Annotated in this window: 19 protein-coding genes, 1 tRNA gene, 2 pseudogenes and 1 riboswitch; of the genes and pseudogenes, 16 read left to right on the top strand and 6 right to left on the bottom strand. The window is 64.2% G+C overall.

All coding sequences use genetic code 11. From position 1 onward, the window contains the following. Positions 1 to 37: 37 nt before the first annotated feature. Both Mth01_RS21270 and Mth01_RS21275 read left to right on the top strand, forming a co-directional pair. A complete protein-coding gene (locus Mth01_RS21270; RefSeq protein WP_204017673.1) occupies positions 38 to 820 on the top strand; it encodes a trypsin-like peptidase domain-containing protein in 783 nt (260 codons plus the stop codon). Beyond that, the gene (locus Mth01_RS21275) at positions 817 to 996 is read left to right on the top strand and encodes a hypothetical protein (RefSeq protein WP_204017704.1); all 180 of its coding nucleotides are present in this window, start codon (positions 817 to 819) and stop codon (positions 994 to 996) included. The genes Mth01_RS21270 and Mth01_RS21275 overlap by 4 nt, the downstream gene beginning before the upstream one ends. A 445-nt stretch (positions 997 to 1,441) precedes the next feature. On the opposite strand, the gene Mth01_RS21280 is transcribed toward Mth01_RS21275, so the two are convergent. The 6 genes and pseudogenes from Mth01_RS21280 to Mth01_RS21300 form a co-directional block, all read right to left on the bottom strand. Further along, positions 1,442 to 1,580 (bottom strand) — tRNA-Val (locus Mth01_RS21280). A 290-nt stretch (positions 1,581 to 1,870) separates the two neighbouring features. Continuing rightward, positions 1,871 to 3,235 (bottom strand): transposase, encoded by a 1,365-nt coding sequence (locus Mth01_RS29855; RefSeq protein WP_239089874.1) that lies wholly within the window; start codon positions 3,233 to 3,235, stop codon positions 1,871 to 1,873. A gap of 44 nt (positions 3,236 to 3,279) precedes the next feature. Then, positions 3,280 to 3,822, bottom strand: a pseudogene (locus Mth01_RS21285) (serine/threonine-protein kinase); the annotation flags it as partial. 170 nt (positions 3,823 to 3,992) lie between these two features. Continuing rightward, the gene (locus tag Mth01_RS30450) at positions 3,993 to 4,445 is read right to left on the bottom strand and encodes a GmrSD restriction endonuclease domain-containing protein (protein ID WP_204017675.1); all 453 of its coding nucleotides are present in this window, start codon (positions 4,443 to 4,445) and stop codon (positions 3,993 to 3,995) included. 103 nt (positions 4,446 to 4,548) lie between these two features. After that, positions 4,549 to 7,188 (bottom strand): helicase-related protein, encoded by a 2,640-nt coding sequence (locus tag Mth01_RS21295; RefSeq protein WP_204017676.1) that lies wholly within the window; start codon positions 7,186 to 7,188, stop codon positions 4,549 to 4,551. A gap of 62 nt (positions 7,189 to 7,250) precedes the next feature. After that, positions 7,251 to 7,976: a DEAD/DEAH box helicase gene (locus Mth01_RS21300; RefSeq protein WP_204017677.1), complete on the bottom strand. Its 726-nt coding sequence runs from the start codon at positions 7,974 to 7,976 to the stop codon at positions 7,251 to 7,253. Positions 7,977 to 8,137: 161 nt separating this feature from the next. Here Mth01_RS21300 and Mth01_RS21305 point away from each other — a divergent pair, with 161 nt between their 5' ends. The 14 genes and pseudogenes from Mth01_RS21305 to dbpB (Mth01_RS21370) all read left to right on the top strand — a co-directional run bounded on the left by Mth01_RS21305 (position 8,138) and on the right by dbpB (Mth01_RS21370) (position 23,837). Next, positions 8,138 to 10,798, top strand: coding sequence for a DEAD/DEAH box helicase (locus Mth01_RS21305; protein WP_204017678.1), 2,661 nt, complete (start codon positions 8,138 to 8,140; stop codon positions 10,796 to 10,798). Positions 10,799 to 10,876: 78 nt separating this feature from the next. Next, positions 10,877 to 10,985: riboswitch (SAM riboswitch) on the top strand. A gap of 48 nt (positions 10,986 to 11,033) precedes the next feature. Further along, the gene (locus Mth01_RS21310) at positions 11,034 to 12,329 is read left to right on the top strand and encodes a hypothetical protein (protein ID WP_204017679.1); all 1,296 of its coding nucleotides are present in this window, start codon (positions 11,034 to 11,036) and stop codon (positions 12,327 to 12,329) included. Between the two features lie 54 nt (positions 12,330 to 12,383). Beyond that, positions 12,384 to 13,697: a hypothetical protein gene (locus Mth01_RS21315; protein WP_204017680.1), complete on the top strand. Its 1,314-nt coding sequence runs from the start codon at positions 12,384 to 12,386 to the stop codon at positions 13,695 to 13,697. Next, complete coding sequence (locus Mth01_RS21320) at positions 13,694 to 15,457, top strand: hypothetical protein (protein ID WP_204017681.1); 1,764 nt, start codon at positions 13,694 to 13,696, stop codon at positions 15,455 to 15,457. Before Mth01_RS21315 ends, Mth01_RS21320 begins: the two co-directional genes overlap by 4 nt. Positions 15,458 to 15,498: 41 nt before the next feature. Beyond that, complete coding sequence (locus tag Mth01_RS21325) at positions 15,499 to 15,930, top strand: hypothetical protein (protein WP_204017682.1); 432 nt, start codon at positions 15,499 to 15,501, stop codon at positions 15,928 to 15,930. Between the two features lie 161 nt (positions 15,931 to 16,091). Continuing rightward, positions 16,092 to 16,280: pseudogene (locus Mth01_RS21330) on the top strand (transposase domain-containing protein); the annotation flags it as partial. Between the two features lie 597 nt (positions 16,281 to 16,877). Further along, the gene (gene queC, locus Mth01_RS21335; protein WP_239089875.1) at positions 16,878 to 17,582 is read left to right on the top strand and encodes a 7-cyano-7-deazaguanine synthase QueC; all 705 of its coding nucleotides are present in this window, start codon (positions 16,878 to 16,880) and stop codon (positions 17,580 to 17,582) included. A 7-nt stretch (positions 17,583 to 17,589) separates the two neighbouring features. Next, positions 17,590 to 18,228, top strand: coding sequence for a 7-carboxy-7-deazaguanine synthase (queE, locus tag Mth01_RS21340; RefSeq protein WP_239089876.1), 639 nt, complete (start codon positions 17,590 to 17,592; stop codon positions 18,226 to 18,228). Further along, on the top strand, positions 18,183 to 18,584 hold the full coding sequence (gene queD / locus Mth01_RS30175) for a 6-pyruvoyl trahydropterin synthase family protein (RefSeq protein WP_456154379.1): 402 nt from the start codon (positions 18,183 to 18,185) through the stop codon (positions 18,582 to 18,584). Before queE ends, queD begins: the two co-directional genes overlap by 46 nt. Beyond that, entirely contained in the window at positions 18,584 to 19,378 is a 795-nt protein-coding gene (gene folE2, locus Mth01_RS21350; RefSeq protein ID WP_204017686.1) for a GTP cyclohydrolase FolE2, read from the top strand. Before queD ends, folE2 begins: the two co-directional genes overlap by 1 nt. 5 nt (positions 19,379 to 19,383) lie before the next feature. After that, positions 19,384 to 20,340, top strand: a complete 957-nt coding sequence (locus Mth01_RS21355; protein WP_204017687.1) for a hypothetical protein — start codon at positions 19,384 to 19,386, stop codon at positions 20,338 to 20,340. A 20-nt stretch (positions 20,341 to 20,360) separates the two neighbouring features. Then, on the top strand, positions 20,361 to 21,485 hold the full coding sequence (gene dbpB / locus Mth01_RS21360) for a DGQHR domain-containing protein DpdB (RefSeq protein ID WP_204017688.1): 1,125 nt from the start codon (positions 20,361 to 20,363) through the stop codon (positions 21,483 to 21,485). Beyond that, complete coding sequence (gene dpdA, locus Mth01_RS21365; RefSeq protein ID WP_204017689.1) at positions 21,482 to 22,726, top strand: tRNA-guanine transglycosylase DpdA; 1,245 nt, start codon at positions 21,482 to 21,484, stop codon at positions 22,724 to 22,726. The genes dbpB (Mth01_RS21360) and dpdA overlap by 4 nt, the downstream gene beginning before the upstream one ends. After that, positions 22,719 to 23,837: a DGQHR domain-containing protein DpdB gene (gene dbpB / locus Mth01_RS21370; RefSeq protein ID WP_204017690.1), complete on the top strand. Its 1,119-nt coding sequence runs from the start codon at positions 22,719 to 22,721 to the stop codon at positions 23,835 to 23,837. The genes dpdA and dbpB (Mth01_RS21370) overlap by 8 nt, the downstream gene beginning before the upstream one ends. Positions 23,838 to 23,856: the final 19 nt, after the last annotated feature.

Raw genomic sequence — 23,856 nt, forward strand, 5'->3', positions numbered from 1 at the left:
ACAACTCTCCGGCTGGCGAACCCCTATTCTGATCTTCATGCCCCCCGTGTCGATGCGAACGATCGCCGCTGGACCACTCGCCGTGATGTGCGGCGTCATGTGCACCGCCATCGCCACGGGATGCGCCGTGCCCCGGCAGCCGCCCGCTTCCCAGAAGAGCGCCGCGGCTTCCGAAGAAGGCCCCGTTCTTTCCGGGGAGAGCGTCCAGCCGTACGCCGGAGAGGCTGACCGCAGCGTCGTACGCGTCATCGGGACCGCGCGCGCCTGCGAACGCGATGTCGCGGGAACCGGGTTCGTCTACGCCCGGGAGCGGGTGATGCTGACCGCGCATACCGTGGCCGGAGCGGATCGACCCCTGAGGGTGTCGCTCGCCGACGGGCAAGGCTTCGACGCCGAGGTGGTGCTCTTCGATCCGCTTACGGACATCGCGGTGCTGTGGGTCAAGGGTCTCCCCTTGCCGCCCATGCCGTTACAGGCGAAGCGGGAGGCGTCGGCAAGGGTGGTTAGCTACGAGGAGGGGGGCACCACCCCGTCGGACCAGCCCGCCATCGTGGGTGATCGCCAGCGTGCCGAGTCTCGCGGGATCTACGACAATCAACTCGTCGAGTTCGACAGTTACATCTTCCGGGGGCCACGTGTGGGGCGGGGCATGTCGGGAGCTCCCCTCGTCTCCCGCGACGGACGGGTTCTCGGCATGGTCTTCGCCGCGGATACGGATCATGAGGACAAGGGGTACGCACTCACGACTCGGCAACTCTCGGCGGCTGCGAAGACGGGAAGGCACGCGACCGCCCCGGTCTCCACCGAAGGGTGCGCATGACCATCGCCCCCCGCATCCCGACCAGCCTGACCATCCGCCCAGGTGTCCAGCAACCGCTGCCGCGCCACCGCTTTGAGCGTCTCCAGCTCGGCGTCGTCGTGCGCCGACCCGATGTGCTCGATCTCCCGCGCCCCACGACGGGAGGAGGACACGATCTGCACCGCCCGGGCCCCTGAGGCCGTCTCACCGTCCGCGTACGGAGACACGGCCACCAGCGTAGAGACATGACCGACTTGGTGCGCACTTTTCGCCGTTCCCGGCGGGAAACCACGAGGTCAGCACCATGGGCTCAATTCTGATCTTTCGACGTGAGCCAGGTCACATCAGCGTCGTTGGCATCGCGCGCGCGGACATGGGAAACCTTCAGCCGCAACTGGCACACCGACACCCGGCACGTCTTCACCTGGACGCGGCCGGTTCCGGCCCCGCATCACCACAAGTGGCAGCACCGCCAATGGACAAGCCCTGGTAAGGATCATAAGCCTGCCGAATCTCGCGGCTGGGTGACGTGTCGACGGTCCGGGACGGGGGATGACGTCTGATCCTGCGGTCCAACGACGGTCCAGAAGACGAAAGGCCGAGTCCGCTTGTCCACGGCTCGGCCTTTGACCTGGGAAAATATGGTGGGCGATACTGGGATCGAGCCAGTGACCTCTTCGGTGTGAACGAAGCAATCAAGGCCATGGCGGAAGGGATCCCGCTCTCGGTGGTTCGCCTTTCGCGTGGTCGTGGGAGTATGACCCACTAACTAACCCAACCCGATGCCTTTACGCTGTAGATTCACTGAGCGCGATCCGGTCAAAACGGGCGGCTCCGGTGATTGGCGGGGGAGCTCATTTGAACACACTGGGTCGGAGCATCCTCGTTGACCGTGGATGCCCTGGTCACGGCCGGGATCGAGGGGCACCGGTCAGGACTGGTCTGACACGCTCAGCTTCACGGTCAAACGACGGTCAGACATCAAAAAGGCCTGATCACTTTTCTCGTGATCAGGCCTTTGACCTGCTAGAACTCTGTCGGAACCGCAGGATTTGAACCAAGACCGCGAAGTTAAGCCGTGAGCGCCATCGTCAACTGGGTTGTTTCTGCAGGTGACAGCTGATCTATGGAAACCGGTGACGGCGTGAGGGCGTAGACGGCGGGAGCGATCTTGCAGATCAGGCCCTTGCTCGCCCACTGGGACAACTGCACGCGGAAGCTGTTGAGGTTGGCGATCCCCAAGACCTGCGCGAGTTCTCGTCCCCGCCAGGCGCGGCCGGGATCAGCGCGAAGCAGCGCCAGCACCTTGTGTTTTCGACTGGGGGCCGGCTGCATATCCTGCTCCTGCTCCTGCTCCTGCTCCTGCTCCTGCTCCTGCTCCTGCTCGGGTGGCCGTGAGGGCGGGATGGTCTGCCCCTCGTAGACGTCGATCACGATGTGGGTGATGTTCATGCTGGTCAGCGGGCGGTCGTCATCACGCGGGCGAGCGTGGTAGCGGGAGATCGGGGATTTGACCTTGCGGGCGCTGGTGCGGTGGCGGCGGGGCGGCAGCAGATCGGCCAGGACGGCACGGCCGATGACGCCGACCAGGTCCACCGCGCCGGTCGCGACGACGCCGGACGCGGTGATGACCTGGTCACGGGCGGTCTGCACGGCAGTGGTGAAGCAGGCCCGGTCCGGATCGAGGCCGGGCACCGACTCGATGGCGGCCACCATGGCCATCCGCAGCACCTGATACAGCGTGAGCAGCGCCCACATCTCCTGCTCCAGGCCGACCGGGTCGCCTGAGCGCAGGACCCGCCCGCCCAGCAGGGTGTGCCGGAGCGCGAAGTATGCCGATTCGATCTCCCACCGCTCGTGATACAGCCTGATCAGGGCTGGGGCGGGATCGCGGCGGGGATCGAGCAGTGTGGTCGCCAGCCGGTAGCGGCCGGCGATCCGCCTGCCGTCGGCGCAGACCACGGTGATGTCGGCGTCGATGATCCGCACGCTCAGATCGCCGAACTTGCTCAAAAACGAGCCGTCGCACAGCGGGACCAGCACCGGTGGGCGGCGAGTGGACTTCAACCGGACCAAAAAGTGCGTGCCACGTCCGGCCACGGCCGACAGCAAGTCGTTGCCGTCGAAGCCGCGGTCGGCCAGCAGCAGCATGTCCGGTGTGAGCAGGTGCGCCAGCCGGGAGGCGTAGGTGGTCTCGCCGCTGGTGGCCGGGCCGAAGACCGCGCCGATCAGGCCGCGGGTGCCGGTCTCCACCAGCGTCATCAGCATCAGGGTCGGGTATCCGGCCCAGGCCAGCCGATACTTGATCTTCCCGAGCCAGCCGCGGTTGCGTTCGGCGTCCGGGGCCTTGATCGAGCCGCAGCCGTCGAAGGCGACGGTGCGCCAGCGCCGATACCGCGTCCCGGGCGTGCCCGGCTGGGCCAACGGCCCGGCCACGGGGTACCCATCGCCACACTGGAGTGCACCGTCGCCGGGTCCAGCACCTTGGCGATGCCGAAGTCGATGACGACCGGTCCTTCCGGGCCGAGGAGAACGTTGCTGGGTTTGAAGTCGCGGTGCACGATGCCGGCCTCGTGGATCGCCATGAGGGCGGTCATGGTACCGACTGCGAGCCGGGTCAGCCCGCCGGCGTCCCGTGGTCCTTCACGGCGAACCCGTTCGGCCAGCGACACCCCCTCCACATACTCACTGACGATGTACGGCTGACCGCTGTCCATGCCCGCATCGATGACACGAGCCGTGCAGAAGGCGGCGACCTGCCGAGTCGCCGTGACCTCGCCCAAGAAACGCCGGGTGTCATCGTCTCCCGGAAAGCGAGCGTGAAGCACTTTCACCGCGACCTTGGTACCGTCCGGGGCCTTGCCCAGATAGACCACGCCTTGCCCGCCCTCGCCAATAATGCGGCCCAGGACATAACCACCGAGACGCTTGGGAGCTATGCCACGGACTCCTCTCGACAGCGCCAGCAGGCGGGAGCGGTCGGCAACGTCAGCCCTGGCTACCCGAAGCCAACGGCCGATCATGGATGTTCTTCCAGCAAGGCAGTCCGCAGAATCAATCGCACTGTTTACTTGGTTATCTACTTATGGAGCACTTGAAGCCCGATACGGGCAAACGGTAGGGCAGTGCCGTAACGCAAGCAAGACGTCGTCTCGTCCGTGCTGGAAGAGTTGCCCGACCCCGTTCCCTGCCCCTACGAGGACGGTTGCTCATCGCCATAGGGCTCCTCCTCGTCTGGGATGACGGCGATGCGACGAGACCAAGGAATCCAGCCGCTCGGACGATATGCCGGCGGTCCTCTCGATGGCGGCCATGTACTTCGACGGCGCCACGCCTCCGATCTTGCGATTCGTGGCTGCGGACAACGGCGTCTTGTTGACGATGCTCTCGCGGCGCTCGTCGTCGATGCTGTGATCGAGGCACCACTTGTAGGGGAAGATGTCGGTTTGAACCGGATCTGGTCGTTGCCGGTCTTGAGCAACATCACCACCCCCATGGGGTGGTGCTGCAGGACCGTGACGAGCAACTGACGGATCCGCTCATCCTCCCATTTGTAGCCACGCTGGAAGTCGGGCAGCTGGATCTTCCCGCTGGTAGTCCAAACCAGATAGTCGGCCAACTGGTAGAGCGGCGTCTGGAAACCCATTCGTACTCGTCCTCCGGATAATCGATCTCGCCTGGCATATTGCGAGGCCGGGGCAGTCTGGGATGTGTCGACTACATCGCCCCACCAGTGGCGGCGGCATGGATCAGAAGGGTGCGGTGCCGGCGGTCCAGGTCTTCGACCAGCTCGCGCGGATGCCGGTCGCTGCCATGTCCCCGAAGTCGACGCCGGCGAAGGGGCCGGCGACGTACCGCACCTGGTCGTGCTCGGGGCCGGCCTTGCTGACGGTGACCAGTGCGAGCCGGTAGTGGGGGACGGCGTTCTTGCCGGTGATGATTTCGTTGTGAGTGACGTAGAAGTCCTCGGCCCCCTCTAGCCGCGCCTTGACCTCGATGCGGATGGAGGGTCCGCCGTCGGCGGGGAGGGACAGGACGTCATAGCCGGGGTTGTCGAACGCCTGCTCCTGCGGCTGCCGGCCGAGAGCACGCTCGGTGGCGAGCACCAGGTCGACGCCGCGCCGCTCGACGGCTTTGGTCTCCTTTGCACGGATGGGGGCGTCCGCTGCGATCTCGGTCTTGACCATGGCCAGCGGCAGCACGAGCGCGGCGGTCATGATGCGGGGCGGCTGGATGGCCAGCTGAGCCTGCTGGTCCAGCAGCGCCAAACGAATCTCCCGCCGGGCCTGGAGCTCCTGCGCCTTGCGCATAAGACTGTCAGAGCTCTCCTTCGGCCTGATCCCGGCCCGCTCCTTTTCCTGGGCTGCGATCGCTTCGCCGATGAGCCGGTTCGACTCGTGGGCCAGCCGCTGGTCGACCCGGATGCGGGTGCGTTTCACCTCCGTGAACCGGCGGGATGAGACCTCGGCCAGGTACTCCTTGAGCTGGTGGCCGATGATCCAGGTCTGGGCCCGGGACTCGGCCTCACTGAGCCAGCCCAGTTTTGTGGCTGCGGCCACGGCGGTGGTGTGCGGGGCGGCCACACAGTCGAGGTATGGCGCGGGGCCAGCGGGCGTGACCTGGCCGGCGGCGTCGACGTAGGCGTAGCCGAACCGTCGGGCGATCGACTTCCCGGTACCGTCGACGATCTCCTCAACGACACCGACCAGCAGGTTCGGCTCCTCGATCTCCGGGGAGACCAGGACGGTGCCGCGTTCGAGAGTGGGCCGGAGCTGGGTGATGGTGAGGTCGGCGACTGCGTCGTGGAGCGGATGCCCGGGGGCGAGCAGGTCGGCACGCGCCCTGTCGTCGACGTCGATACGGTCCAGCTCGAACGTTACTCGCTCGTAGCGGGTGGTGACGGGGCCGTGCTTGGTGACGGCACGAACGGCTGCGGGGACGTGGGTGATCTCGTAGCGGCCGCGCTCACGCCTCGTGAGCCGGCCGCCGAGGCGCTGGAAGGCAAGGCGGAAGGCCCACTCGACGTAGTGCGGCTGCAACCGGCGGGCGCGGGCCTCCTCCATGCCCCGCTGCATCCGTGCCAGATCGGCGTCCGACATGGCGTCATGGGTGAGTGCGCGTTCCTCGAGGAGCTCCTTGAGGCCATGGGCGACCGAGTCGTCGATGACCTGCTCCATCTTGGCCCGGGTCTCGGGGAGGTCGCCGTACCGGATGGCCTCGATCAGCAGCTCCCGCAGCGGCGTCTCATCGAAGGCCGACCCCAGAACGTCAAAGACCTTGCCGCCGTAGGCCTTGCGCTGCTCCTCGACCTTCTGCAGCAGCCGAGTGAACACTTCGCCCTCGCGGGTGTTCGCGGCCACGAGGTTCCACAGGCGGCACACCTCGGTCTGACCGATGCGGTGGACACGACCGAAGCGCTGCTCGATCCGGTTGGGGTTCCACGGAAGGTCGTAGTTGACCATCAGGTGGGCGGCCTGAAGGTTGAGCCCCTCGCCGGCCGCGTCTGTGGCCAGCAGCACCTGGCAGGCCGGGTTCTTGGTGAACTCCTCGGTGATGGCGCGTCGGTCGGTGCGTCGGACACCGCCGTGGATGGCCTGCACGATGTCGGGCCTGCCGAAGAGCGAGCGGATCTTTCGGGCCAGGTAGTCGAGAGTGTCGCGGTGCTCGGTGAAGATGATCAGCTTGCGTGGCTTCTCGGCGCCTGGGTGGATGAGGTCGTTGTCCTCCAGGATCTTGCGCAGCTCGACCCACTTGCGGTCGGTATCGAGATTGCGGACCCGACGGGCGACCTGGATGAGCTGGTCGAGATCGGCCAGCTCGATGTTGAGCTCCTCGATGGTGCGGGCCGCGGTGGCCGCGTCCAGCAACTCCTCCTCGACCTGCTCGATCTCTTCGGCGCTGCGTTCGTCATCGTCCCAGTCGCCCAGGTCGATCGAAGCGGGTTCGTCGGCGACACCGCGGCCATTGATCAGGTCGTCGCGGCGGCGCTTGAGTCGTTCCGCGCGTCGCACCAGGGACTGGTAGATCGCCTCGGGGCTGGAGGCCAGGCGTCTCTGGAGCACCGTGAGCGCGAAGCCGACGGTGTTGCGGCGCTTGTCGTCCAACCGTGCGGCCCGGTTCATCCCCTCGCGGACGTACTCGGTGACGCGCTCGTAGAGGTCCTGCTCGTCTTCGGTGAGCTCGTACGGCACCGTCTGGGCGATGCGTTCGGGGAAGAGGGGCTTGCCGTCGAAGGTGAGCAGGTCCTCCTTGACCATGCGTCGCATGAACCCCGTGGTGTCCGCGTTGTGTACGCCGGCCTTGAACTTGCCCTCGAAGCCGTCGCGCTCGAGCAGGGTGAGGAAGAGCTGGAAGTCCTCCTCCTTGCCCGCGTGTGGGATGGCTGTCATCAGCAGCAGGTGACGGGTGCGGTCGCGCAGGCTCTCGCCGAGCTGAAAGCGTCGGGTTTTGTTCAGCCACCGCCGAAGTAGTGCGCGCCCATCCGGTGGGCCTCGTCCACGACGACCAGGTCGAACTCGGCGTCGGCAAGCTGGGCGGCCAGATCCTCGTTGCGCGCGAGCTGGTCCATCCGTGCGAGGAGCAGCGGGTACTGCTCGAATACGGTCGATCCGAGTGCGGCGTCGACCAGGTCCCGGCTGAGGATGTCGAAGCGCAGGCCGAACTTGAAGTAGAGCTCGTCGTGCCACTGGTCGACCAGTCCGCCAGGGGCCACGATCAGACAGCGCTTCACGTCGTCGCGGAGCAGGAGCTCCTTGATGTACAGGCCAGCCATGATCGTCTTGCCGGCGCCCGGGTCGTCGGCCAGAAGGAACCGCAGCGGTGTGCGGTCGAGCATCTCGCCGTACACGGCTCGGATCTGGTGGGGCAACGGCTGCACGTCGCTGGTGGCCACCGCCAGCATCCTGTCGAACAGTCCGGCCAGGGAGATCCGCTGCGCCTCGGCGACCAGCCGGAAGTCTTCGGCATCGGCGTCGAACGGCCGGCTGCCCGCGTCGGAGGGACTCAGCTTGGCCTCGTCGGCGCGGAAGAGCACCTGCTGGCGCAGTCTCCCGTCGAGGGTCTTGTAGGTCAGCTCCAGAGCGTCGGAGCCGTGCCACTGCGCGGCGATCACCGAGACCGTCTCGCCGGGCACCACCCCGGCCACCCGGACCCCGGACGAGAGATCCTCAAGCCTCACCGACTACCTCCAAATCGACAGCCTGCAGACCGTACTGACGAGCACCAACGTTGACGAGCACAACATCGGCACCGATCTGTGGCCTTGGAGGTCCCGTTCCCCGTCGTGGGCGGGTGCTTTACTATCCCCTACGCTAACCCATCGATTCCCCGTAGCGAGGCATGAACAAGACAGAGCGCGAACAGATCCGTCGCCTCGTGGCGGACTTCAAGCAGTGGGGTCAACGAGCCGCAGACGTGCAGGCCTGGCACCACACTGTCAAGGACGCCGCAAGCAGCGGCGAGCGCAATCTGCGCTCACGCAGCGTCGAGATCATCCGGGCGGGTCAGGCCGCCTGGCGCGTAGTGCCGCTCCAGATGAACGACACTGGCATCGTCATGCGCCTGTGGGAGCGGGCGAACCTCCCGGTGACGACGGCCGGCGACCGTGCCTTGCTGCGGCTGCTCACCGAGGACGTGCCCCGCGCCATCGCTGAGGTCGGCCCCCTGCTCAGCGTGCGTCGTTTCTTCACCGGATCGGCGAGGAAGCAGTCGGCGGACGCCGCGGGTGAGTCCCTGCGTCGTCACCACCTGGCGGTCACCGGGGCCGACGGACCCACACGTCTGGAGCAGCTCGGCTTCTTCACCGCGCCCGTCGACCCGGCACGGCTCGGGTTCGATGCACTGCTCGACCCGGCCCTTCGCTTCGACCTCATATCCAGGCGAACTGGCCCGGAGCCCGAGATCTTGGACCGGTCGGTCTTCGAGGGCCTGTCCGAGGCGCTGGCCGCCATCGCCAAGGTCGTCGCGAGCGAGGCCTCGTACCGCTCGGCTGCACGCGATGCGGGCGAGAAGGTGCGACACGCCGAGGTTCAGCGGCTCCTGCAGGAGATGCCGGTGGATGCGTTGAAGGCCGCCACCCGCGACCGCCTCCGACTGGGTGCACTTTCCCAGGCGGGCATCGGCACCGTACAGGAGGTGCTGAACTGGGGTTGGTCCCTACAGACGCTTCCAGGCGTCGGGGAGACCTCGGCACGGCACATGCTCGGAGCCGCCCAGACGCTCTGGCAGACGACATACGACGAGATGCCCGTACGCATCGACATCAACAGCCGCCGCCCGGAGACCACCCATCTGCTGCGCCGCCTCGCCGAATGGGACTCGTGCCGTCAGACCCGAGGCGCATCAGCCGACCTTGAGCGTGCAGCCGAGCTCGCACCGTTGCGGACAGCCGTCAGAGGCGAGACGCGTCACCTTCTGGTGATTCCGACCAGAACGCTCGCAGCCGCAGGGCTCGTCGAGAGCATCCAGATCGTCAAGCGGCGAGCCGAACTGCTCGGCGCGTCGTCTGCTTCCGGCCCGAAGGGCGTCGGCTCGGACCCGTGGGACGACTTCCTCACCCGGCCTGCCGACTACTTCGCCATGCTCTCCGAGCTCGGTTTCATCACCGAGGACGAGAACGCGGTGCACGGGGATCTCCCGGAGGAGATCATCAAGGCGGTGCGCGACCAGGCGCTCAGCGGTGAACACCTGACCGCGTCACTGCGCGGCTATCAAAGCTTCGCGGCCCGCTTCGCCCTCGTGCAGCGCAAGGTCATCATCGGGGACGAGATGGGCCTCGGCAAGACCATCGAGGCCCTTGCCGTGCTCGCCCATCTGCGCAGCCGAGGTGAGACCCACTTCCTGGTGGTGTGCCCGGCCGCAGTCGTGACCAACTGGGTCCGCGAGGTGAGTAGCAAGTCGAAGCTGCGAGCGCACCGGGTCCACGGACCGGAGCGTGACCGCGCGGCCCGGACATGGGTACGCGATGGCGGGGTCGCCGTCACGACGTACGAGACCCTGGCGTGGTGGGAGCCGGCCCTGAAGGAGCTCCCCGATCTGGCGTGCACCGTGGTCGACGAAGCCCACTACATCAAGAATCCGCAGGCACTGCGGACGATCAGGACCAACGACCTCATCGCGCGCTCGGACCGCGCGATCCTCCTCACCGGCACGCCGCTGGAGAACAGGGTCGACGAGTTCCGCAATCTGGCGTCCTATGTCCGCCCTGACCTCACCGTCGATGCCACGGATCTCTCGCCGAGGACGTTCCGGCGTCAGATCGCGCCGGCATACCTCCGCCGGAACCAGGAGGACGTGCTGACTGAGCTCCCGGAGCTCGTCGAGGTCGAGGAATGGTTGCCCATGTCCGCGGCGGACACCGCCCGTTACCGGGCCGCCGTCGGGCGTGGAAACTTTATGGAGATGCGCCAGGCGGCCATGCTCCAAGGACCCAGGTCCGAGAAGGTGCAACGGCTGATCGAGATCGTCCGCGAGGCGGAGGAGAACCAGCGGCGGGTCATCGTGTTCTCCCACTTCAGGGAAGTACTGGACATGGTTGCCCGGTCGCTGCCGGGGCCCGTGTTCGGGCCGTTGACGGGGTCGGTGCCGGCGAGCCAACGACAGCAGATGGTGGACCGGTTCTCGTTGGCCAGGCACGGTGCCGTGCTGGTTGCCCAGATCGTGGCCGGCGGCGTCGGGCTCAACATCCAGTCCGCTTCCGTCGTCGTCATTTGTGAGCCTCAGCTCAAGCCCACCACCGAGGCCCAGGCCATCGCCCGCGCCCACCGGATGGGCCAGGTGCAGTCGGTGCAGGTCCACCGGTTGCTGTCCGAAGACAGCGTCGATCAACGAATCGTCGAACTGCTGGCCGGCAAGAAGCGGCTGTTCGACGACTTCGCCCGGGTCAGCGACATGGCTGACTCCACCCCGGAGGCGGTGGACCTGTCCGAGGCCGAACTCGTCCGAGAGGTCGTAGCCGCGGAGCGCCAACGCCTCGCCGAGCGTGCCTCTGTTGAGGCCTAATCCTGGCCCGTGTACTGGTGTGAATTGAAATCACAGCAACATTGACTAGAAGTCCTATTCATCGCTAGTCTTCTGGCAGGTCATGAGTTCCAGTGACAAGCCCCGGCTTGCTGGACGGCATCCCGCGCGCCGCGGGTGCCCCGGGTGACGACCTGCTCCACGCGGAGTGCGTGGAGAACGGCGGATCACCGGGGTGCGGCACTACCGGGGTCCCAGGCTCCGGAGGAACACATCCATGCCCGAAGACGGCATCATCACCGACCTGCCTCAGCGCATCGTAGGCATCCTGGACATCGAACCTGAGTGGACCGTCCAGGAGGACGGCATGCTCGGCTTCGTCCCCGGAGAGATCGGCGTCCTGCTGGCCGTGGAGGAGGACGCCGACGACGGGCCGGCGGTGCTGCGCGTGGAGGCCCGGCTGGCCCGGCACGCCCCCGACGGCCCGGAGACGTGGAAGTTCTGCGACCTCCTCAACAACCTGTCGCTGTTCGGCTCACTGGGCGGGCGGTGGGTGCACGATCCGGCCACCGGTGTGGTCGCGCTCGTCGCCGATCTGGCCGTGCCCGCCGAGGCCGAGCTGGTCGAGCCGTACGCCGAGTTCGTCGCGCTGCTGACCTGCCGCGCGGAGATCGCCGCGTTCAACTCCATCCCGCAGAAGGACCTCGGCGCGGGCAAGGCGCTCACACTGCTGCACGGGCGGCGCCGTACCGTCGCCCATCCGCTGCTGGACCGGCTGAGTGAGGCCCGCCGCGCCGGCGCCGATCCCGCGCCGGTGCGCGCGGTGGCCGAGCTGGCCCGGCAGCGCCTCGCCGAACGGCTCGCCACCTGGTCAGCGCCCCGATGGTTCTCTGCCCCCGTGGACTGGTTCGAGCTGTGGAGCGGCTACGGCACGGTGCTGGGGATCGACGAGGTCGAAAACCCCGAGCTGGGCTGGGGCATCATGATCGGCGCCTCGTTCCTGCCTGAGGCCAAGCGGCAGGCCTTGATCGCCGAGGGCACGCTGCCGGACATCCCCGGTTTCGCCACCGACCCGCACACGCTGACAACGCTCAACCGGGACGCCGCCACCCTCGGCGGTACGGCACCCGGATGCTGGACCGTCGGCAGCCGCGACAACACCGTGCACCGTCTGTTCCTCCCCGCAGCCTTGCTCGCCACGGCGACACCGCAGACCGCGGCGCTGTTGGTCGAGCAACTCGCCTGGCAGACCGCCGACCAGTTCCACGCCGGCTTCCGCTATCGCGCTGAGGGCGTGCGCGTGCTGGCGGCCCCGGAATGGCTGGGCGATGAGGAAGCCGACGTGATCGCCCGGCGTGAGCCCTACAACGACGGCCCCCGGCCCCGCAACCCACACGCGGTCTGTCATTTCGAGGACGCGCTCGGCCGCGTCTGCGGCATCAACGCCGACTCGCTGGCCCTGTGGGAGTCCCGCCTGACCGACGACGACCGCGCCACCCCCGGCGTCCTGGACTTCCCCCGCATCACCAGCGGCTACATCGTCGGCGGCGCCTCCCACCGCCGCCGCACCTGACCACCCTTGGGCACTCCCCCGAGCATCCCCCGATCCCTCGCGCAAGGAACATCGATGACGACCATTCGCATCCGGATCGACGACCAGTGGATCACGGTGATCTCCGCCGGCATCGGCACCATCGCGGGAGAACGGCCCGCACCCACCGAAACTCCCATCCACATCATCGGCGGCACCGGCCCGGACGGTTCCTGGGCGGCCGAGTACGGCAGGCCGGACGGCCCCGCGATCCCGGCATACGCGGTCACCGGGTTGACCCACGAGGAGGCCTGCGAGCTGGGGCGGACGTCCGGCCAGGAGATCGTCTACGCCTGGAGCTACAACTGTCTGGCCGTGTTCTCCTGCGCCGACGGCTCCTGCTCCCTGACCGGCTGGCGGTCGGGCACATTCGCTGAACAGCCCGCCGGGCACGAACCCGCCACAGCTGTCAACGGCGAGCGGGAACCGGCGCCGTCGGCCGAGCGGGAGCCCGAGAAGCCGGCTGCCGCCCAGCCTCTGCCCACGCCCCCGACTTCCACGCCCCGGCCCGCTGCTCCGCCCAGGCCGCAACGGCTCGTCGCGGACTGTCTGTACCCAAGCCGGCCGCTCGGTGAGACCGAGGACGTCCTGCTCGGCGTCCGCGCCTGGCGCATGTTCGGCAGGAGGATCTCCCGGGTGCTGCACGTACGGGACGGGAGGCTGGAACTGCTCAGCCGCCACGGCAAGGACCCGGTGGAGACGGTCGACCTCGGCCCGGTCCCCGACGATGCCCTGGCCACCGCGCTTGCCCGGGTGCCGGATCTGCTGACCTTCCCCTCCGAGGCCGCGGTGGAGATCGAGTGCCCTGACGAGGACGCCGAGCGGGTCTCCGGCCTCGTCACTCCGATCTTCGACGAGTTCTACACCGTGGAGGACCTGTACGAGTACGACGACGACTGGGATGACGAGGAGTGGGACAAGGAGGACTGGAACGACTACCGTGCGGGGCGCGACCGCGCCTGGCCGCGTGAGGACGAGCGGACCTACGGCTGGTACGACGGGCTGACCGCCGTCCGGATCCACATCAACGGCATCCTGCACCTGGCCGCCGAGGTGGACGATCGATGGATCCTCGTCCCGATGGACCCGCACCGGGAGTTCCCTCCCTTGCCCATGCCCGCCCACCACTACACCGAGGACTCCTACGGCTTCGACGGCGGCTCCCCCATCAACAACAGCCATTGGTGGACCGGGTCGGGCAACATCCGCGGCGATCTCCACATCGCCTGGGCCGCCTGGGACGAGGGCGGCGAGGTCCTCATCGCCCGCTGCGACAGGCAGGAGTTCGAGCGCCGCGTGTACGCCTGGGGCTACCTGGACCGCCCGGACGAGGGCGTGATCGAGGAATGACGGATCCGGACGGCGAAGGGTCGATCACGATGGACATCACCGAGGCCGGAAGGCTCTTTCCAACGGCGGAGATCGCCCCCGACGGCGAAAGCGGCAACGGCCAGGCCTTCGACGCGTGGCTCGGCGAGGGAGCCGACGTGGCCTTCTACCGGGCTCTCGACGGCCGCCTGCTCGCCCGCCAGGCCCGCCGTGCTCACCCGCCCTCGACCAAGCTCTTCAGCGACAGGTACGACTCCGCCCAACTGATCGGCGTGTTTCTCAACCCCAACCCCCTCCCCGAGGCGGAGGAACCGGAGGACCCGTCCGAAGACCCGGACGACCTGGTCGATGACGACGAACCTGAGCTCGGCGATGACGATGAGGACGCAGATCAGGACAACATGGGCGATCTCGTCGACGCTTTCGCCGTCAGATGGAGTGCCGAAGAGTGCCCTTGGCCGGCCGTACAGACCCTCAACGCACGGCGCGCTCGGCAGTTCCTGCTTGCCGCGATCAAATCCTCCGGAAGTGAACGTGGCGGGTCCGGCTTCTACAACGCCCTCCTGATGCGTGATCACCGCCTCGCCTTCTATGCCCGGACCGTTTACCGTCCCCGTGCCTCCCTCGGGTTCTATCCCGGGCCCGAAATGCCCCAGCGGGAGGTGATGTGCCGCCACTACGGTGGCCCCACACCGCGCCTGCTGCCCGCCGTGCCGCCGGAAATCCTCGAAGATCTGTGCGATGAGCCGTGGCAACTGGTCGCGACCTACCAGGATCGGGAATATGTGCACTCGACCATGTTCGGCTGGAACTGGAAGGAACAGGTGTCCACCCTGCCTCTGGAGTCATTGCTCACGGTCCACGTCTCCGGCAACGGCGAGTACGGAATGCACATCGAAAACGAGATTCTGAAGCTGGTCCGGGTCGGGGAGGACGGCACCGAGAGCGTCACCGACCTGGGCAGACTCGGCTCGGGCGACGACCCGCTGGCCCTCGCCCTCCGGGCCGTCCCCGACCTGCTCACGTTCGACCCGCACACGGCGATCGACATCACCACCGACACCCCATACAAGCTGGCCGACGCCATCCGCCTCAGCACCGACCCCGACCGCGACGAGATGATCGACTTCATGAACCGGGACGGCAGCGACTTCCTCGAGGGCTACGAAGAAGGGATCGTCAGCTACTTCGACAACCTCGTGCCCCTCCGGCTTCGCATCAACGGCCTCATCCACTTCGCCGCCAGACTCGACGACGGCTGGGCACTCATCCCCGTGCACCACCCATACAGCCTCCCCGCCCCGGTGCTGAACCGCACGTTCCTGTCGATCGAGTACCACTTCGACGCCGGCGGCTACTCCAGCGGCGGAGGTCTCGAGACCATCGGGGAGATCCGCCCTGGTCTCAACGTCCGCTGGGAGGACTTCCAGGACGAGATGTGGAACCGGTCCCTGACCCTGTCCCGCGGTGACCTGGCGACCTTCGCCGCCGAACAACTGGGCGAGATCAGGTTCGGCCACCACATCCTCGACTCCCTGCTCGGCACCGAAGACGACCTCTCCGAGACGGAACTCACGGAAGGCGACGGCGAGGACGACACCTATGAAGAAGAGATCGTGGTGGCGGCTTGCTACGACGAGCGGTACTACGACTTCCACGCCCCCGAGATCGGGTTCGAGCCGCGCAACGAGGAAGGACTCCGCTTCCTCAACGCCCTACTCCGGCAATACTCCGAAGGGTCCGACACGGCGGCGCGCATCCGGGCTGTGCTCGGCTACTGATCATCGCCCCGTACAGCCCCTACCAAGAAGGCCAGAAGAACATGCCTGAACTGGCCGGCGCACCCCGCCGTACCGCGGCGGAGATCCTCGCCATCTGGCCGTCCGCCACCGTGACCGTTGACCCCAGCTACTACGGCGGCCCGTTGTTCATGGTGCTGAAGGAGTGGGAGGACAGCCTGCCTGCCGAACCTTCAGCTCCGACGGCCGATGACCTGGACGACGGCTTCAATGAGGAGGATTGGTACGCCTACAAGTACAACGAACGGCGCATCCCCTTGCACCTGGCCACCGACGAGTGCCACCGACGAGTGGGTGCCGGTCGAGATCGCCGAACGCTTCGGCGTCCCCGGCGGCGGATACGGGATCGACTACTGGCCTGGTCGTTCGACGGTGCTTGCCACCTCTTATCAGAGCGCTGTGTCAGCGAAACAGCTCGAGCCTGTCTCGTGCACGCTGCCTGTCTTCGTCCCTGAAGAGATCCGCGAACTCGTCTTTCAAGACAGAAGGTCGCGTAGTTAAGGATCTCGGGCGCATGGCAAGCGGTTCGTGAGTACGGCGGGACCAGTGGAAAAGAGGAACGGGACCTCTGGTAAAAGGGTGATCGACCAAGATCTTCCCGAGCCCCGAGGTCCCGTTGCGTACTGATTCTGCCACCACCACGACGCTCACCCGCACCCTCACGGTTGCCGGTGGCGTCTTCGCGCCCGGCCATCTGGGAGAACTGACCCAGCACCTGCCGTTCGAGCTGGTGGATGCGGTGCTGGAGGACGCCGGGAAGATCCAGCGGCGGTTGCGGAACCTGCCCTCACGCGTCGGGGTCTACGTCAGACCGGTGCGGCGGCGGCGAGCAGTGTCTCAATCTCGGTGCACGGAGATCGACGTGCTCGTGTCCTCCCACCATATGGACAGGGCCGCGGCAGCCATGGCGAATCGCAGTGCCCGCTCGAGTTCGAGTCCCTCAGGCCTGGGCCACGGCCAGCGCGCCCACGAACGCGCCCCCGCCGCCGTCGGGTTCCACCACTCGTATACCAACAGGGCCGACAACTGGAGTCGCCTGTCAACACGGGTGGACCCCGAAGGGCCACATGCGGCTTGTCAGGAGCATTCGCGCAGGTCGGTGCCGCAAGGCAGCCCCGTCCATGCCGAAACTGACAGCAGGCCACGGGAGACACTTGCTGCAGTTTCAGTCTTCTCCCGAGACGCAAGCCACCCCGTACGATCCAGAGTCGATGCTCTGACCAGCGGGAATGTCTGATCACTCCGAACTGGACCCGTTGGGACGTAGCCGGCTAGTAGCGATCCGCTCAGCTCAAGGAGTTGGCTTGGGTTGGCATCGAAGAGTTCCGGAAACTACGCTCCTCCTGCGAGGAAAGAGTGCTGTAATTTCCTGGAGCTACTGATGCGCACGGAGGGTGGGCAAGTGACTACGAACAAGCCTAAGGCTGTGGTGCTGTTGAGCGGCGGCCTTGACTCGACCACGGTCCTGGCGATCGCGCGGGATGAGGGGTACGAGACGTACGCCCTCAGTTTCCGATACGGTCAGCGACACACCGAGGAACTCGAGGCTGCGAAGAAGATCGCTGTTGAGTTGGGCGCTGCCAAGCACGTGATCGCCGACATCAACCTCGCCGTCTTTGGAGGCTCGGCTCTCACGGACGATTCGCTCGCGGTCCCTCATTATGAGAGCGTAGACGATCTGGGCGAGGAAATTCCGATCACATACGTACCCGCCCGAAACACCGTCTTCCTGTCTTTCGCGCTGGCTTGGGCAGAGACCCTTGGCTCTTCGGACGTTTTCATTGGGGTGAACGCTCTGGACTACAGCGGGTACCCGGACTGTCGTCCCGAGTACATCGAGGCCTACGAACGTATGGCCAACCTCGCGACCAAGGCAGGTGTGGAGGGCACGCAGCAACTCAAGATCCACACTCCTCTGATCCAACTCACCAAGGCCCAGACGATTCAGCGTGGGTTGGAGCTGGGCGTCGACTACTCCTGGACGCACAGTTGCTACGACCCGATCGACGGCCACGCCTGCGGGACTTGCGACTCCTGCCTTCTTCGTGGGCGGGGTTTTGTCGAACTGGGTTTGGTCGACCCCTCCGTCACCTCAGCGAAAGCGTAATGCGGTCGTGTACCGGATCAAGGAGATCTTCTACACACTGCAGGGCGAAGGAAGTCATGCTGGACGGCCTTCCGTCTTCTGCCGGTTCACTAGCTGCAACTTGTGGACTGGCAGGGAGAAGGACCGACACCGGGCTATATGTCAGTTCTGCGATACCGACTTCGTTGGTACGGATGGTCCAGGTGGAGGGCGTTTTCGGACCGCGGCAGACCTCGCAGTGGCAGTAGCCAAGGCCTGGCAGGGGCGACTCCACGCGCGTAGCCAACCCTATGTCGTCTGCACAGGCGGGGAACCGCTTCTACAGTTGGACACAGCGGCAGTGGATGCGCTGCATGCTGAAGGATTCGAGGTCGCCATTGAGACCAATGGAACCCTTCCTGCGCCGAGTGGCATCGACTGGATCTGCGTGAGCCCGAAGGCCGGCACAGAGTTGGCGCTCACTTCCGGGAATGATCTAAAGCTGGTCTACCCGCAGGTCGGGGCCGAGCCGCACCTATATGAGGATCTCGATTTCGACCGCCTGCTACTTCAACCGATGGACGGTCCAGACCTTATCGCTAACACGAGGTCTGCGATCGATTACTGCCTTGAGCATCCCCAGTGGCAACTGAGTATCCAAACCCACAAGACCTTGGGCATCCGTTGATAGAGATCTTCCGTGAGTTCACATTCGAAGCCGCCCACCGACTTCCCAATGTGTCGCCAGGGCACAAGTGCGCGCGTCTGCACGGTCACAGCTACCGTGTAGAAGTGCATGTAAAAGGTGAGATTGATTCCTCTACCGGATGGCTTATGGACTTCGCGGAACTTAAGGCCGCATTCAAGCCCTTGGAGGAGCAACTCGATCATTACTACCTCAACGAAATTCCAGGGTTGGAGAATCCAACCAGCGAGGTTCTCGCTAAGTGGATCTGGGACCGCCTACGGGACGTACTTCCGTTATCAGCCGTAGCCGTTCGAGAGACATGCACCTCAGGGTGTGTCTATCGAGGGGAGAACTGATGCTGGAGGATGTGCAGGCCCGACCCGATACTCGTGGGGTCGCACTCGAAGAGGTCGGAATCAAGGGGTTGCGCTACCCGGTTCTTGTTGCGGACGGCCAAGGCGCCAAGCGCGAAACCGTCGCTACTGCGGTGCTGTCAGTCAGTCTTGCACCCGACGTCAAGGGGGCACACCTCAGTCGATTCGTGGAAGTGCTGCACGGGTCTCGCGACCAGTTGACCCTCGAATCGGCGCTCAGGCTTGCCGACGATCTTCGGCATCGGATGGGCAGTCCGAGCGCTCAGATTCATTTCACGTTCCCTTATTTTCTCGAACGTGAGGCGCCGGTCACGCGGGCCCCAGCCTACGTGGAATATACCTGCGGGCTCTCTGCGTCGAGCGACCCTCGCGGCGCTGAGGTGACTCTCACCGTGGACGTTCCGGTCACGAGTGTCTGTCCATGCAGCAAGGCAATCAGTGATCGAGGTGCCCATAACCAGAGGGGGCACATCTCCATCGAGGTGAAGCCGTCAAGTCTTGAGACTGACTTGTGGTTCGATGAACTCATCGAGATCGCCGAAACAGCCGCCTCGTCACCAGTGTATGCGCTGCTAAAGCGACCAGATGAGCGGTACGTGACCATGGCCGGCTACGATAACCCCGTCTTCGTGGAGGACATGGCTCGGAACGTATGTCTCGTTCTGGACACATCCAGTCGTGTCGCCGCCTACCGCCTGCAGGTAGTCAACGACGAGAGCATCCACAACCATGCTGCGTACGCTGCTGTCTCCTGGAAGTCCTCGAAGGGCGCATAAGGCAGATGGACCGTAGCGACGATCACAGTGAGCAGGCAGTGCATGTCGTCGTGACCTGCACCAACCGCAAGCGCGTTCCCGCAGATGACCGGCTTCGCGTCCGAAGCCTCGAAGCTGGAACCGTTGGGATGCGTTTTCGTTCCTGGCTGGAGCGGTTGGAGGCTGCCGAAGTTCGAGTTCCGGCACGTGACCTATACGCTGGCGAGCACTGGTTGATCGCTAACGATCTGGCCAAGACTCTCGGGGCGGACGCACATTTTTGGGTCTGTTCGGCTGGCTATGGCCTCATCCCTGCGGCAACGCCCATCGCGGCCTACGCCGCGACCTTCGCTTCTGGTCATGAAGATTCCGTGGCTGAGGGCGTCGACGGTGCTCGGGAGTGGTGGCGGCAACTCTGCCGGTGGGAGGGTCCACAAGCCGGCCAGCCACGCTCGTTCGAAGAGTTGGCGAACCAGCATCCAGACTCGGCAATCGTCGCTGTCCTGTCAGAGCCGTACCTGAGGGCCTGTGCGTCTGACCTGCGTGCAGCAGCATCGCGCTTGGCTGAAAGCGACAACCTAGCGGTCATTGGACCCGCAGACCGAAGCCCCGAGCTGGCAGATCTCATCGTCCCAGTGACCGCAGCACTCCGGGCGTTGGTCGGTGGAAGTCTCCTCTCGCTCAACGTGCGCGTTGCGAGGCGCCTTCTGCAGGATTCGCGCGATCAGGGCGTGCGCCGTTCACTGCTGCTCAAGCTCATGGAGACGTTGACGGCCGAAGTGCCTGAACAGGTACGGAGACAACCGGGCATCCGCATGACTGATGAAGAGGTACGTTCTTTCATCAGACATCATGGAAAAGGATTCCGCTCGGCCACACCATTGCTGCGCAAGCTGAGGTCCTCTGGCCTCTCATGCGAGCAGGCACGTTTTCGTACGCTCTTCCTCGACGAAGTGAGCCGCTTGGCGGAGGGGCGAGAGTGAGTACACCGCAGAAGCAGGCCATGACAGAGGTGCGCGCGCTGCGCATCATCCAAGCCAAAGACAATCCCCTTTACATTTTTATGTTGCGCGCCAAAGATGTTCTGCAGTTCGCCGATATCTCAAGGGTTAGTAGAGACGAAGCGGGAAAGCTCATCGGATATCAACGTCCCCAGGTAAAAAAACATATTCAGGAGATCGTTCAGTATCTGGACAGCGACCTTCCGATCTTCCCCAACCCCATCATCATGGCATTATCGCCTCGCGTTCATTTCCGGAGCACGCGGGGTGGCAACCGACATCTCGATGATGGTGTTTCCGATACTGGGCGGCTCTTCATTCCACGCTCAGACGAAGGAGAGCCAAGGCCTGCGTGGATCGTGGACGGTCAGCAACGAGCACTGGCCCTGGCTCAGACACAACGACAAGACTTCCCGGTACCCATTGCGGCGTTCGTTGCGGATACCATCAACCTGCAGCGTGATCAATTTGTTCGAATCAATAATACCAAGCCGCTTCCCCGGGGACTTGTGACGGAACTCCTTCCCGAGGTGAACAGTCCACTCCCGCCGAGATTAGCTATTCGCAAGGCCCCATCACAGCTATGTGACATTCTAAACTCTGATAAGAGTTCACCGTTTTATGGTCTCGTTAGACGGGCGTCGACAACTGCCTCCAACCGGACAAGTGCCGTTGTTACGGACACCGGCGTCGTCGACATGATCCAAGAGAGCCTGGTTTCCTCCTCTGGTTGCTTGTTTCCCTATCGCGACATCGTGAAGGGGGAAACCGATTTCGGTGGAATCATACAAGCACTGTTCCTGTATTGGTCAGCGGTCCGCGACACCTTCCCCGAAGCATGGGGAAGGCCGCCAGAAAAGAGCCGCCTCATGCATGGCGCTGGAATCCGATCCATGGGAAGACTGATGGACAGGATTCTTGGCACCGTTGATCCGCTACAAAAAGATGCATCCGATACGATACGGAAGCATCTTCAACTAATTGCACCGCACTGCAGATGGACATCGGGAAGTTGGGACGAGTTGGGTCACCGCTGGAACGAAATTGAGAACGTACCCAAGCATGTTCAGGAACTCTCCAACTACCTAATCCGCACCTACCAGAATGCTCGTAGGGTTCTCACGTGAAGTTCTACTTTCCTGACAGTCAGGACCAGGTAAGCCCGACGTTCAATTTCGACACGGAGGAGCACTCGCCATATCGCGTACGCCAGCGTGATGACAAATACGCTCACGAAATACTTGAGCCTCAACCATACGACGGATTACTCGTGAGCAAGGCTATTGTTGATGGCTCGGTCAAAGGTGCCGGTAAGTACTCGATGCCACAGCGAGAGCGACTGTACCGCTTGGGTGTGACCAGATACTTCAGATTGCACGAGCACGTCGATACGCTTGGCGACTGCGGCGCTTTTAACTATATAAACGAAGAGGTTCCCCCCTACACCATCGATGAGGTTTTGGACTTCTATGAGCGGTGCGAGTTCGACGCCGGCATCAGCATCGACCATGTGATCTTTGGTTATGACTCTATTACCGCCGATGCTGATGTGAACCCGGCCTGGAAAGAGAGAAGGCAGATCTCTCTTCGATACGCTTCGGCATTCATCGAGGAAGTCAAGGACAGAAGGTCTGCACTCGAACCCGTGGGAGCGGCACAGGGATGGAGTCCGACTAGCTACGCAGACAGCGTCCGGTGTTTGCAGGAGTTCGGCTACCAACGGATCGCCCTTGGGGGCATGGTTCCTCTCAAGACCCATGATATTCTTGCTTGCCTCAAAGAGATCGAGCAGGTGCGTTGGCCACAAACCAAACTCCACCTTCTCGGTATCACTCGAGTCGAGTCGATGGAGGAATTTGCCGAGTACGGAGTCACCAGTTTCGACAGCACCTCTCCCTTCCGGCAAGCCTTCATGGACGATCGAAACAACTACCATACTCTTGACGGCGCATATACCGCTATACGAGTTCCCCAGGTAGACGGAAATCCCACACTAAAGCGACGTGTCCTGGCCGGAGCGGTATCCCAGCCAAAGGCTAAAGTAATGGAGCGGGAGTGCCTTCGGCGCTTGCGTGGCTACGACTCGGGTGCGGAAACAGCAGACCGGGTACTCGAGATTCTCGGCGAGTACGAATCGCTGACCGAACCCGCGAGCAAAAAGAGCAAGCTACCCGCGTACCGCGAAACGCTAGAGGCCAAACCGTGGAAGTATTGCCGATGCACTCTGTGTACAACTCATGGAGTTGAGATAATTGTTTTCCGCGGCTCGGAGCGGAACAAGAGACGCGGTTTCCATAACCTAGCAGTCTTCGCTGAGAAGATTCGCCATATCAAAAACCCCACCTCGAACAGGAGATCAAATGGCTGACCGCCATACGCTTCGTCTTCCAGCGCTGGAGGTCAGGCAAGGATCGCGTCGCATCTACTGTTTTGCAGTCGACGGTAAGAGACTCCACGAATTCGCGGCCGTATCCAGGATCCGTCGCGATCCGGAAGACCAACTGCAGGGGTATCAGCGCCCAGAAGTAGCAAATCATATTCGTGCCATTCAGAGGTACCTTGAGTCCGAGAACCCGATGCTTCCGAACGCCTTGGTCCTCGCGTTCGACAGTCGCGTGATCTTTGAGCCAGCAGCGTCGTCGGCGGACAACGCGGTCGGATACTCGGTCCTCGGAGAGCTCGTCGTCCCAATCGATGAAACCTTGGAAGATGATCAGAAGCCTGCGTGGGTGGTTGATGGACAACAACGAAGCGCTGCGATCCGTGAGGCCGACATCGGCGAGTTCCCAGTTGCTGCAGTTGCCTTTATAGCGGACAGCGAGGCCGAGCAACGTGCTCAGTTCATCCTTGTCAACAACACCAAGCCTCTTCCAAAGGGCCTCATCCACGAACTGCTCCCGGACACGAGCGGCCACCTTCCGCCCGCCTATGCCCGTCGGCAACTGCCTGCTGTTCTAATGACCCGCCTCAACGGAACGTTCAAGGGACCCTTCTACGGTGCGATCGCTACGCCAACATCTCCCGATGGCTATATCAAGGACAACAGCGTCCTGCGGATGATCGAGCACAGCCTGTACGAGGGTGCCCTGTATAAGTATCGGGATCCCGCCACCGGCGCTGGCGACATCGAGCAGATGCTGCTCCACCTGAACACTTACTGGGGACTCGTTCGGGATACATTCCCACAGGCATGGGAACTTCCTCCGCGGCTATCCCGCCTGACCCACGGCGTGGGTATCCAAGCCATGGGGTTCATCATGGACCACCTCACGGAAGACCTGATGCCGAGCGATATCAACTCAGCGGTCAATGAGGGGCTGAAGCGCCTTGAGGCGTGCGCCGCTTGGACGTCTGGGGTCTGGAATTTCGGTGACGGAGATGCCCGCAAGTGGAATAGTCTCCAGAACACGCCGAACGACGTCCGAATGCTCACGAACGGCCTGCTCCGTCTGATCAACCAGCAGCGTCTGTTCGACTGAGCAATCGTCCGGCCACTCG

Origin of the sequence: Sphaerimonospora thailandensis (assembly GCF_016863115.1) — a bacterium.
In the GTDB taxonomy this organism is placed as follows: Bacteria; Actinomycetota; Actinomycetes; order Streptosporangiales; family Streptosporangiaceae; genus Sphaerimonospora; species Sphaerimonospora cavernae.

Bases quoted from the DNA above. Each gene is read 5' to 3' on its own strand.
- Mth01_RS21270 (WP_204017673.1), top strand. From the start codon at position 38: ATGCCCCCCGTGTCGATGCGAACGATCGCCGCTGGACCACTCGCCGTG.
- Mth01_RS21275 (WP_204017704.1), top strand. From the start codon at position 817: ATGACCATCGCCCCCCGCATCCCGACCAGCCTGACCATCCGCCCAGGT.
- Mth01_RS30450 (WP_204017675.1), bottom strand. From the start codon at position 4,445: ATGGGTTTCCAGACGCCGCTCTACCAGTTGGCCGACTATCTGGTTTGG.
- Mth01_RS21295 (WP_204017676.1), bottom strand. From the start codon at position 7,188: ATGACAGCCATCCCACACGCGGGCAAGGAGGAGGACTTCCAGCTCTTC.
- Mth01_RS21305 (WP_204017678.1), top strand. From the start codon at position 8,138: ATGAACAAGACAGAGCGCGAACAGATCCGTCGCCTCGTGGCGGACTTC.
- Mth01_RS21310 (WP_204017679.1), top strand. From the start codon at position 11,034: ATGCCCGAAGACGGCATCATCACCGACCTGCCTCAGCGCATCGTAGGC.
- Mth01_RS21315 (WP_204017680.1), top strand. From the start codon at position 12,384: ATGACGACCATTCGCATCCGGATCGACGACCAGTGGATCACGGTGATC.
- Mth01_RS21320 (WP_204017681.1), top strand. From the start codon at position 13,694: ATGACGGATCCGGACGGCGAAGGGTCGATCACGATGGACATCACCGAG.
- Mth01_RS21325 (WP_204017682.1), top strand. From the start codon at position 15,499: ATGCCTGAACTGGCCGGCGCACCCCGCCGTACCGCGGCGGAGATCCTC.
- folE2 (WP_204017686.1), top strand. From the start codon at position 18,584: ATGCTGGAGGATGTGCAGGCCCGACCCGATACTCGTGGGGTCGCACTC.
- Mth01_RS21355 (WP_204017687.1), top strand. From the start codon at position 19,384: ATGGACCGTAGCGACGATCACAGTGAGCAGGCAGTGCATGTCGTCGTG.
- dbpB (WP_204017688.1), top strand. From the start codon at position 20,361: ATGACAGAGGTGCGCGCGCTGCGCATCATCCAAGCCAAAGACAATCCC.
- dbpB (WP_204017690.1), top strand. From the start codon at position 22,719: ATGGCTGACCGCCATACGCTTCGTCTTCCAGCGCTGGAGGTCAGGCAA.